Origin of the sequence: Rhodoferax sp., from assembly GCF_030646845.1 — a bacterium.
Taxonomy (GTDB): Bacteria; Pseudomonadota; Gammaproteobacteria; order Burkholderiales; family Burkholderiaceae_C; genus Rhodoferax.
Map to the genome: position 1 here is coordinate 1 of NZ_JAUSLE010000042.1, position 10675 is coordinate 10675.

At 61.5% G+C, this 10675-nt stretch carries 10 protein-coding genes; 2 read left to right on the forward strand and 8 right to left on the reverse strand.

All coding sequences use genetic code 11. The annotated features are described in order from the left end of the window. The 7 genes from Q7T10_RS10155 to Q7T10_RS10185 form a co-directional block, all read right to left on the reverse strand. A partial coding sequence (locus Q7T10_RS10155) for an HAD-IIIA family hydrolase (RefSeq protein WP_304747845.1) occupies positions 1 to 277 on the reverse strand: 277 nt, incomplete at its 3' end. Between the two features lie 10 nt (positions 278 to 287). Beyond that, on the reverse strand, positions 288 to 2444 hold the full coding sequence (gene glyS, locus Q7T10_RS10160; RefSeq protein ID WP_304747847.1) for a glycine--tRNA ligase subunit beta: 2157 nt from the start codon (positions 2442 to 2444) through the stop codon (positions 288 to 290). Between the two features lie 23 nt (positions 2445 to 2467). Beyond that, positions 2468 to 3373, reverse strand: a complete 906-nt coding sequence (gene glyQ, locus Q7T10_RS10165; protein ID WP_304747849.1) for a glycine--tRNA ligase subunit alpha — start codon at positions 3371 to 3373, stop codon at positions 2468 to 2470. Between the two features lie 124 nt (positions 3374 to 3497). Continuing rightward, positions 3498 to 5099 carry an apolipoprotein N-acyltransferase gene (lnt, locus tag Q7T10_RS10170; protein ID WP_304747850.1) on the reverse strand — a complete coding sequence of 534 codons (1602 nt, stop codon included), beginning with the start codon at positions 5097 to 5099 and terminating at the stop codon, positions 3498 to 3500. Continuing rightward, complete coding sequence (locus Q7T10_RS10175) at positions 5086 to 5955, reverse strand: HlyC/CorC family transporter (RefSeq protein WP_304747852.1); 870 nt, start codon at positions 5953 to 5955, stop codon at positions 5086 to 5088. The genes lnt and Q7T10_RS10175 overlap by 14 nt, the downstream gene beginning before the upstream one ends. An 87-nt stretch (positions 5956 to 6042) precedes the next feature. Beyond that, positions 6043 to 6783, reverse strand: a complete 741-nt coding sequence (locus Q7T10_RS10180; protein ID WP_304747853.1) for a GNAT family N-acetyltransferase — start codon at positions 6781 to 6783, stop codon at positions 6043 to 6045. Positions 6784 to 6837: 54 nt separating this feature from the next. After that, positions 6838 to 7311, reverse strand: a complete 474-nt coding sequence (locus Q7T10_RS10185) for an Lrp/AsnC family transcriptional regulator (protein WP_304747856.1) — start codon at positions 7309 to 7311, stop codon at positions 6838 to 6840. Between the two features lie 131 nt (positions 7312 to 7442). Here Q7T10_RS10185 and hppD point away from each other — a divergent pair, with 131 nt between their 5' ends. Continuing rightward, positions 7443 to 8534 (forward strand): 4-hydroxyphenylpyruvate dioxygenase, encoded by a 1092-nt coding sequence (gene hppD / locus Q7T10_RS10190; RefSeq protein ID WP_304747858.1) that lies wholly within the window; start codon positions 7443 to 7445, stop codon positions 8532 to 8534. Between the two features lie 25 nt (positions 8535 to 8559). Then, positions 8560 to 9411, forward strand: coding sequence for a phenylalanine 4-monooxygenase (phhA, locus tag Q7T10_RS10195; protein ID WP_304747860.1), 852 nt, complete (start codon positions 8560 to 8562; stop codon positions 9409 to 9411). A 4-nt stretch (positions 9412 to 9415) separates the two neighbouring features. On the opposite strand, the gene Q7T10_RS10200 is transcribed toward phhA, so the two are convergent. After that, positions 9416 to 10675: GMC family oxidoreductase N-terminal domain-containing protein (locus Q7T10_RS10200; protein ID WP_304747861.1), on the reverse strand; the 1260-nt coding region annotated here is incomplete at its 5' end.

Genomic DNA, 10675 nt, shown 5'->3' on the forward strand with positions numbered 1-10675 from the left:
GCGCATGGGGGCAGTAAAACACGGCGTCCACCCGGCCCCCGACGGTGGCCAGCAAGGCGTGCATTTTGGCGTGCATCGCGTTGAGCGTGGAGACATCAAACAGACCGCGCCCGAGGCCCGACTGGTTGGACGCCAGCACCACGTGCCAGCCGGCGTGGTTGAGGCGGGCAATCGCCTCCAGCGCACCCGGCAAAGGCGTCCATTCATCCGGCGATTTGACATAGTCGGCGCTGTCTTCATTGACGGTACCGTCGCGATCGAGGATGACCAGTTTCATGGTTGAAAATTCAACTCGCTAGTTTGGAAAGATCGGCCACGCGGTTCATCGCTTCGTGCAGTCTTTTCAGCAGACCCTGTCGGTTCAGGCGTAAATCAAGCGCCTCGGCATTGACCATGACGCCGTCGAAGAAGTCGTCCACCGGCCCGCGCAAAGCAGCCAGACTTTGCAGCGAAGCGGTGTAGTCGCCGGCCTCGAACTGCGTCTGTGCTTTCGGCACCACGTCCTTCATCGCGGCAAACATGGCGATCTCGGCCGGCTCCTTGAGCAGCACTTCGCTGACATGCGGATCGACGTCCTGTGCTTTCTTCAGGATGTTGCTGATGCGCTTGTTGGCGGCCGCCAGGGCGGCGGCTTCGGGCAGCATTGCAAAGGCGCGCACAGCGGCAAGGCGCTTTGGGATGTCGCCCAGACGCTGCGGTTGTAGCGCCAGTACGGCTTCAACTTCTTGCGCGCTGTAGCCTTGTTCACGCAGAGAACCGGCGAGGCGGTCAAAAATGAATTGCTCCACCGCTGGAATGATCGGCCCAAGATTCACCAGATTTGACCAAGTTTCTGGCCACTGAGAGGATGCTGTCGCATCTCTAATGAGATCTGTGAGATGCAAAGGTAGATCAGCATCCCCAAGCATACGGATCACTCCAAGCGCATGACGCCGCAGGGCAAACGGATCCTTGTCGCCAGTGGGCAGATTGCCGATGCCGAACATGCCAACCAGCGTTTCCAGCTTGTCGGCCAAAGCGACGACAACTCCCAGCAAGTTGCGCGGCAACCCATCCCCGGAAAAACGCGGCTTGTAGTGATCTTCAATAGCAATTGCGACGTCTTCCTCCAGACCGTCATGGCGCGCGTAATAACCACCCATGATGCCCTGCAACTCAGGGAACTCGCCCACCATGTCGGTCAACAAGTCGGCCTTGGCCAGTCGCGCGGCAGTGTCCGCCTGCTGCGCCAGCAGTTCGCCACCGAGTTGCTGGCCGATGGCTTGCGCAATCACCCGGACGCGCTCCATGCGCTCGCCTTGCGTGCCCAGCTTGTTGTGGTAAACCACTTTGTCCAGCCCCGCCACCCGCGACGCCAGCGTCTTCTTGCGATCCTGATCGAAGAAAAACTTGGCGTCGGCCAGACGCGGACGCACCACCCGCTCATTACCGCCGATGACCGCGCTGGCGTCGGTCGGGCTGATGTTGCTGACGACCAGGAACTTGTTCGTCAACCTGGCGTTGGCGTCAAGCAGTGGGAAGTACTTCTGGTTGGCCTTCATGGTGAGGATCAGGCATTCCTGCGGCACCTCGAGAAACTGCGGCTCGAACTCGCAGACCAGCACATTGGGGCGCTCCACCAGGCCGGTGACTTCATCCAGCAGGGCCTCGTCTTCGATCACTTTGACGCCACCACCCATCTTGGCGGCGGCGGCCGCGAGCTGACGCACGATCTCGGCACGGCGTTCCGCGAAGCCGGCAATCACAGCGCCGTCTCGGGCCAGTGTGGCAGCGTAGCTGTCGGCGTCGGCGATCAGAACCGGTGACACGCTGGCTTCAAAGCGGTGGCCCTGGGTCGTATTGCCGGCGCCAAGCCCCAACACCTTGATCGGCACCACGGTGCTGCCGTGCAGCGCCACCAGACCGTGCGCCGGGCGGACAAAGTGCACGCTGCTCCAGCCCGGTAACTCGCAATCGGTTTCCAACTGGTAGCTCATGACCTTGGGGATCGGCAGCTTGGCGATCGCCTCTTCCAGCGCCTTCTGCAAACCGGTGTCGAGTGTGGCGCCGCTGACCAGACTGTCGTAAAACAGGGCTTCGGCCTTGCCGTCGGCTGCTTTCCTGAGCGCCATCACGGCAGCCACCGGGTCCGACAGATCGGCCCCCAGCGCCTGCAATTTCTTCAGCAGGGCGGGCGTCGCCTTGCCGGCGGCGTCCAGCCCGACCGATACCGGCATCAGCTTTTGCTGCACTGCCTTGTCGGCGGCCTTGCGCCAGACTTGCGTGATGTGCGCGGCCAGACGGCGCGGCGAGGCGTAAGCGGTCACCACCGATTGCGCGCCGGCCAATCCCTGGCTGCGCAACTGGTCGGCCAGTTGCGACGCAAAAGCATCGCCCAGTTTCTTGAGTGCCTTGGGTGGCAGCTCTTCCACAAACAATTCAACGAGAAGATTTTTGGTCGTCATTTTTTTATGCTTTCGTCCTGCGTTCAGGCGGCCTTCTTCGTCATCTGTTCCACCCACTCGCGCGGCGCCATCGGGAAGCCCAGGCGCTCGCGGCTCTCGTAATAACTCTGCGCCACGGCGCGCGCCAGGTTGCGGATGCGCCCGATGTAGGCGGCGCGCTCGGTGACGGAAATGGCGCCACGCGCGTCCAGCAGGTTGAAGCTGTGCGCGCACTTGAGCACCTGCTCGTAGGCCGGCAGGGCCAGCTGCACCTCAATCAGGTGCTTGGCCTGTTTCTCGTGGGCCGTGAAGGCGGTGAACAGGAAGTCGGCGTCGCTGTGCTCGAAGTTGTAGGCCGACTGCTCTTTTTCGTTTTGCAGGTAGACGTCGCCATAGCTCATGGTGTCGGTCCACTGCAGGTTGTAGACGTTGTCCACGCCTTGCAGGTACATAGCCAGGCGCTCCAGGCCGTAAGTGATCTCGCCGGTGATCGGCTTGCAGTCGATGCCGCCGACCTGCTGGAAGTAGGTGAACTGCGTCACTTCCATGCCGTTGAGCCAGACCTCCCAGCCCAGGCCCCAGGCGCCCAGCGTGGGGTTTTCCCAATCGTCTTCAACAAAGCGGATGTCGTTCTTCCTGAGGTCGAAGCCCAGCGCTTCAAGCGAACCGAGGTACAACTCCAGGATGTTGGCCGGCGCGGGCTTCAGCACCACCTGGTACTGGTAGTAATGCTGCAGGCGATTGGGGTTCTCGCCATAGCGGCCGTCTTTCGGGCGGCGACTCGGCTGCACGTAGGCCGCCTTCCAGGGTTCCGGCCCGAGCGCTCGCAAAAACGTAGCGGTATGCGATGTGCCGGCGCCAACCTCCATGTCATAGGGCTGCAACAACGCGCAGCCCTGGGCATCCCAGTAGGACTGGAGTTTCAAAATGATTTGCTGGAAAGTCAACATGTCTTATGGGGGACTTCGACGGGCTGCGCCCTGGGGGTTTTCGAACGAACACGATGTCCATGCGTAACCGCCGATTTTACGGGGGTTCACGATGGCCACCGTAGCACGGCGGCCGGGCGGCGAACTAGCGTTTTCGCAAGCTGCGGCGTACCGCCAGCAAGACCAGGGCCAGGGCCCCGAGCCAAAACGGCCACAGCCCGAAACGGGCTACCCACCAGCCATAAGGTGTGACACCGGTTCTGCCCTCCACCTCGCCGACCAGAACAGCCCGGGTGTCGCGTGCCAGGTCGGCGACGATGCCGCCGCGATGGTCAACAATCGCCGTCAGGCCCGTGTTGGTGGCAAGGACAAAGGGCCGCTCGAACTCCTTCGCGCGCATGCGGGCAATCTGCAGATGCTGGTCCATCGCCAGGCTGTTGCCATACCAGGCCAGGTTGCTGATATTGACGAAGATGGTAGGGTCCTGGGACGGGTCAATGAAGCGCCGGCCCAGCTCCTCACCAAACAGATCTTCGTAGCAAATATTGGGCGACAGGCGTTGCCCCTGCCATTCAAACGGCGGCTGCCGCAGACCGCCACGGTTGAAATCGCCCAGCGGGATGTTCATCATCGCCGTGAACCATTTGAAAAAAGGCGGAATGAACTCGCCAAACGGCACCAGGTGGTGTTTGTCGTAGCGCCAGGGCAGCGCCTGCCCGGGCTTGAAGCCGACCGCCGAGTTGGTGTAGCCCTCCTGGTAACTACCCAACGGCATGCCGATCAGGGCGGCCTGTTGACCCGTGGCAAAACGTTGCTGCAGCGCGTCCCAGTAGCCGGGAGGCAGTTGTTGAGGCAACACCGGGATCGCCGTTTCTGGCGCAATCACGAGCGAGGTGCGACTGTCGCGCAGTTGCGCGGCGTACCACTGCAGGGCCTGCGGTACGCCGGTGCCGGTCTCGAATTTTTCGTCCTGGGGTATGTTGCCCTGCAGCAGCGTCACCGCCACCGTCCCAACCGACCTCGACATGTCCGGCTGCTCCATGCGGTAAACCGCGGGCAGGGTCAGCAGCAACAACACCGCCGGCAGGCCAAACGCCCGCTCGCGCCAGGTGCCGCAGGCCTGCGCCGGGCGAATCAACTGAGCCAGCGTCATGGCCAGCCACGCCGATAGCAGACAGAGCCCGTACATGCCCAGCCAGGGAGCGAAGCCCGCCAGCGGCCCGTCCACGTGGGCGTAACCGGAGGCGCCCCAGCCAAACCCGGTCAGCCAGACGCCACGCGCCAATTCGGCGATCAACCACAGTGCCGCAAAAACTATAGCAGCCCACGCTCTATTGACGGGGGCTAGCGCCACAAATAGCCCACAAAGGGCGGCATAGTACAAAGCCAGTAGCGCGGCCAGCGCGAGCACCGCCAGCACAGCCAAGACGGCCGGCAAGCCGCCATAGGTGTGCAGGGCCACGAAGGTCCACCAGAAAGTGCCCGTCAGCCAGGCCGTGGCAAATAACCAGCCCGCCAGCGCTGCGGGTCGCCAGTGCTGGCAATTGCGCAGCAAACCCGCCAGCAGCCCCAGGGCCATCAGCTGGAGCCACCAGACAGGTTGCGCCGGGTGCAAGGCCAGCAGCGCCAGGGCCGGGACTTCGATCGACAAGGGCCAGGCCATGCTGGCCGCGTGGGCCACGCCGGCGATCAGGGCCAGCGCCACCTGGACCCAGCTGAGGCGGGATGCCGCGTTAACCGGCGTCATTGGCAACCGGTGACACCTTGAACCATTTCACGGCACCCCCTTTGGTGTGCAACACGACAAAATTGAGGCCAGCCATTGTGTGATGTTCGCCCCGCTTGGGGACGTGACCCATTTCATGGGCAATCAAACCGCCAATGGTGTCAAACTCATCCTCGGGATCGGTACTGGTCAGCTTGACGCCAAAGGCGTCGGCAACCCGTTCGATGGTCGTGTCCCCGCTGACGCGGTAGGTACGGTCCGCGAGAGCAAAAATATCGCCCTCGTCCTCCGCAATATCGAATTCGTCCTCGATCTCGCCCACGATTTGTTCCAGCACATCCTCAATGGTGATCAGACCGGCGACCCGGCCGAATTCATCGATCACGATGGCCAGATGGTTGCGGTTGCCCTGGAACTCGCGCAACAAATCGTTGAGCCCCTTGGTTTCAGGAACAAATACGGCCGGCCGCAGCAAGGCCCGGATGTTGAGTTCAGGTGCACGCTGGAGTTTCAGCAAATCCTTGGCCATCAGGATGCCGATGATGTTCTCACGCTCACCGTCGTACACGGGAAAGCGCGAGTGCGCGGTGTTGATCACCCCATGCATCAGCACATCGTAGGGGTCCCCAATATTGACCAGGTCCATCCGGGTGGCAGGGACCATCACCTCGCCCGCCGTCATGTCCGCCATGCGGATCACCCCTTCAAGCATCACGCGGGATTCGGCGCCAATGATGTTGTTTTCTTCGGCTTCCGCCAGGGTTTCGATCAACTCGGCCGTAGAGTCCGGCCCCGGGTGAATGAACTCGGCCAGTTTTTGCAGGAAAGTGCGCTTGTCTTCCCTGTCAGGAAGTCGCGCAGGATGGGGGTCTGACACAGCCAGAGGCGCAGGACATGCGGTTGTTAAAGACCCTCAAGGATAGCGGATTGCCGCGACCATGCGTCGCCGCGCCCGCAAGCCGCATCACTTCGGTGTGATTCGCTGTGCTTCCTGCACATCGCGGCGAAGTGCCTGCACCCCCGCCAGAACGTCCCAGAACTGCTTCACCTGCACCTTGATGCGGTAGTCGGTCTGGGCCACCTGCTCTGCCACCAGTTCGCTCAGACGGGTGTCCAGCGTGGCGGGCGGCAGATGCAGATGGGCCTCTGACTCGGACCCATCCCGCTCCACGATGGCGCCGGCATTGCGGGCGATTTTGAGCATGGTGTTGTTTTCGCTCAGGGCGTGGATGAACATCCGGTTCACGCCTTCGTTGCGCGCGTGCATGGCAGCCCGGTCAAACAGCCGTGCGCCATAACCGCGACCACGAGCGGACTTCAAGACCGACACGCCAAACTCGGCGCAAGCGGCCAGATCGGTGTCAGCGGAGAACGCGAGATGCGCCATCGCAATCAGCTCAAGACGCCGGTTGTAGATGCCGAATATTTCGTCACGGTCAAAATTCAGGCTGTCCGCATAGCGTTGAATCTGCTCGTCATTGGCCGCAAAACCGAAGCGCAGATAACGATCCCGCGGCTCAAGCGCGAGCAAGTGGCGCGCGATTCGCTCACGATGATTTGCTCCGAGCGAGCGGATGGGCACCAGCACCGGCGGTGTTCTGGGCGCCGCCGGCAGCAGTTCGCGCTCCCGTGATTCCGGCGGGGCGCGCGACAACTCCTCGCCACCTTCCAGCGGCGTCTTGATCAGAGCCTTTGTTTCAACCATGAGCGGCACTATACGGGTTTTCCCTAGAACGACCAACCCAAAGAGCACATCGACTTACAGAGGTACCGCCGTCGTCGCCTTCACACGGTCCAGCACAAAGCTGGTTTTGCAGTCTTGCACGCTGGGATGCTTGAGCAGCGTCTCCATGACGAAATGTGAGTACGCACTCATATCCCGGACCAGAACCCTCAAAAAATAGTCCATTTCACCACTCAAGGCGTCGCACTCCACGACTTCAGGCCAGGTCTGGACGCTGGCCCGGAACAGATCCCTGGGATTTCGTTTGTGGCTTTCCGTGTTTTTTTCCAGCCGTACGTTGATATGCGCCATCAGCCCCAGGCCGACCGCCTCCGGCTTGACCAGCGCCACGTAGCGGTCGATCACGCCGCTGGTTTCCAGCCGTTGCACCCGCCGCAACACGGCACTGGGGGACAGACTCACCATCTCGGCAATCTGGTCATAGGTGGCGCGACCATTCACTTGCAGCTTGCTCAAAATCAGCTTATCCAGCTTGTCCAGTGTTTCCATTCTGGATATTTTGCAGGTTTCTTGCGTTTGAAGCAAATCAGGCTACTCAAGTTGCAGGTTTTCTCCGGGGCACCAACAATAGACTGGTCAAGGTTCATAACGTGGCGATATGCCCCAACCGGAGACGACACATGTGGGACAACCCGATGGGCACCGATGGCTTTGAATTCATCGAATATGCGGCGCCCGACCCTGCCGCCATGGGCGCCCTGTTTGAGCGCATGGGCTTCAAGCCGGTGGCCAAACACCGCCACAAGGACGTGACCTTGTACCGCCAGGGTGGCATCAACTTCCTCATCAACGCCGAGCCCGACTCGTTTGCCCAGCGCTTCGCGCGCCTGCACGGCCCCAGCATTTGCGCGATCGCCTTTCGGGTGCAGGATGTCAAAAGCGCCTATGAACGTGCGCTGGATCTGGGCGCCTTTGGCTACGCCGGCAAGGCCGGCCCCGGCGAGCTCAACATCCCGGCCATCAAGGGCATTGGCGACTCGCTGATCTACCTGGTGGACCGCTGGCGCGGCAAGAATGGCGCCAGGGAGGGTGACATTGGCAACATCGGCTTCTTTGACGTGGACTTCGAAGCCCTGCCCGGCATTGAGGCGTCAGAAGCCCTGAATCCGGTCGGCTTTGGCCTGACCTACATCGACCATCTCACGCACAACGTGCACCGCGGTCGTATGGCCGAGTGGGCCGAGTTTTACGAGCGGCTCTTCAACTTCCGCGAGGTGCGCTACTTTGACCTGGAAGGCCAGAGTACCGGTGTGAAAAGCAAGGCCATGACCAGCCCGTGCGGAAAAATCCGCATTCCCATCAATGAAGAAGGCAACGACAAGCCGGGGCAGATTCAGGAGTACCTTGACCGCTACCACGGCGAAGGCATCCAGCACATCGCGCTGGGCTCCAGCAACTTGATCGACACCGTGGACGCGTTGCAGATGAGCGGCGTCAAGCTGCTGAGCACCAGCGATACCTATTATGAATTGCTGGAAAAGCGCATTCCCGGCCATGGCGAAGACGTAGTTGCGCTGCAGCAGCGCAACATCCTGCTGGACGGCAAACCGGGTGAGCTGCTGCTGCAGATCTTCAGCGAGAACCAGCTCGGGCCCATCTTCTTCGAGTTCATCCAGCGCAAGGGCAATGAAGGCTTTGGCGAGGGCAACTTCAAGGCCCTGTTCGAAACCATGGAGCTGGACCAGATACGCCGCGGCGTACTGACGGCTTAGCGCCGAATCATCGGCGGAGACAGACATGGTTGTTGAGCCCGTTGTCTATGGCGCCAGCGAGCGCCCACCTCGTGGCGACTATCGCCGCGCCGGGGCCGACTACACCTGCGCCCAGGACTACGCGGCCTACACCGCACGAGACCACGACACCTACCGTCGCCTCTACGCGCGTCAGGAGGCCTTGTTGCCCGGGCTGGCGTGCGACGAGTTCATCGCTGCCCTGCCATCGCTGGGTGCCAAGGACCGGATTCCGCGTTTTGAAGAGGTCAATGAACGCCTGAGCCGGGCCACCGGCTGGGAGATCGTTACCGTGCCAGGGCTGATCCCTGAAGTACCTTTTTTCACCCTGCTGGCCAATCGAAAATTCCCGGTGACGGACTGGATTCGCACGCCACAGGAGTTTGACTACATCGTCGAGCCCGATGTGTTTCATGACCTGTTTGGTCATGTGCCCCTGCTGTTCAACCCGGCCTTTGCCGACTACGTGCAGCGCTACGGCGAGGGCGGCCTCAAGGCGCACCAGCTCGGCGCCTGTGAACAGCTCTCACGCCTGTACTGGTACACCATCGAATTCGGATTGATCGCCCAGGCCGGCGGCTTGCGTGCGTACGGCGCTGGCATCCTGAGTTCATCGGGCGAACTGAACTATGCGGTAACGAGCCCTGAGCCCAACCGGATTCAACTGGACCTGCAGCGCGCCATGCGTACCCGCTACAAGATTGACAGCTACCAACAGACCTATTTCGTCATCGACAGCTTTGAGCAGTTGTTCGGAATGACCGCGCCCGACTTCACCCCGCTGTATGACCGCGTCAAAAACCTGAGCGATATTGCAGCCAATGCGCTCCAGGCTGGCGACAAGCTCATTCAGCGCTGAGCGCTCAGGCCAACGCCCTTTCCTTCCCCGTCAGGCGCTTGACCAGTCCTTGCGCCAGACGATTGACGATGCCGTAGATTGACAACTGCGGGTTGGCACCAATGCTGGTCGGGAAGATGGAGCCGTCGTGAATGGACAGGTTCTCGATCTGCCAGTGCAATCCGTCGGGACGCGTCACGCCGAGCTTTTCGCTGCCAGCCATGCCACAACCACCCATCACATGGGCGCTCACCATCTTGGTCAGCAGCGGCTTCATGGGAAGTGCCTCGACCGCCTGTTTGGCCTCGGTCCAGGCGGTGTAGGGCCGCGCCATCTCATGCAGCGGAAGAACCTGGCGGGCACCGGCCGCAAACTGAATCTCCACCATGGCCAGCATGGCACGTCTCGCGCCATCCATGACAAAGTCCGTCAGTGGATAGTCCAGCAGGGCGGAACCATCGGCACGCAACTTGACCTGTCCGCCGGCGGCGCGCTCATGAAATCCGTCGCGCAAGAGGGCGAGCAGCACATGGGTGTGGGGAAACTTCGCCAGCAGATCGGCCTGCTGCTGACCATAGCCGGACACGGTGGAGGCGAAGATCACCGGGTGCAGCGGCGGCGCCTCCAGCTTGAACCCCACGGGGCCGTCAATGGGCTGGGTATTGAGAAAATGATCGGTGTAGATGGTCTGTGGTGCACCCGTCCACGCCTCCACCTTCTGCGCCATGACAGCGGCAGACATCACTACGGGATGCAGGAAGGTGCGAAGGCCTAGGCGCGCATGCGGATCGGGCGCCTGCGAGCGCAAGAGCAGGGCCGCCGAGTTGATGGCACCGCCCGACAACACATAGTGCTTTGCTATTATTATCGTAGCACTTGAAGCAGATTCCACGGGGGCCCCATTGGGTTTTACTCCAATACACCGGAGCGACTTGATCCGCCCATTGGCAAGCTCAAACTCTTGCGCACGAGTTTCCACCAACAAGGTGGCGCCGAGGTCCAGCGCCGCCGGGATGGTGGTCACCAGCATGGATTGCTTGGCATTGGTTGGACAGCCCATGCCGCAGGAGCCCAGGTTCCAGCAACCCTTGACGTTGCGGGCAATCGCCGCCGCCGGGATGCCGAGCCTGGCGGCACCGCGGCGCAGCAAGTCATTGTTTTCATTCGGCGCGACCAGCCACGGGCCCATGTTGAGCCGGGTCTCGGCCTGCTGAAAATAGGGCGCCAGGGCATCGCTGGTGTAGTCGCTGAGCCCAAATTTCTGCTGCCAATAATTCAGCGTGAC

Excerpts from the sequence above, each read along its gene's own strand:
- Q7T10_RS10185 (WP_304747856.1), bottom strand. The coding sequence starts at position 7,311 with ATGGAAACACTGGACAAGCTGGATAAGCTGATTTTGAGCAAGCTGCAA.
- lnt (WP_304747850.1), bottom strand. The coding sequence starts at position 5,099 with ATGACGCCGGTTAACGCGGCATCCCGCCTCAGCTGGGTCCAGGTGGCG.
- glyQ (WP_304747849.1), bottom strand. The coding sequence starts at position 3,373 with ATGTTGACTTTCCAGCAAATCATTTTGAAACTCCAGTCCTACTGGGAT.
- Q7T10_RS10180 (WP_304747853.1), bottom strand. The coding sequence starts at position 6,783 with ATGGTTGAAACAAAGGCTCTGATCAAGACGCCGCTGGAAGGTGGCGAG.
- glyS (WP_304747847.1), bottom strand. The coding sequence starts at position 2,444 with ATGACGACCAAAAATCTTCTCGTTGAATTGTTTGTGGAAGAGCTGCCA.
- phhA (WP_304747860.1), top strand. The coding sequence starts at position 8,560 with ATGGTTGTTGAGCCCGTTGTCTATGGCGCCAGCGAGCGCCCACCTCGT.
- hppD (WP_304747858.1), top strand. The coding sequence starts at position 7,443 with ATGTGGGACAACCCGATGGGCACCGATGGCTTTGAATTCATCGAATAT.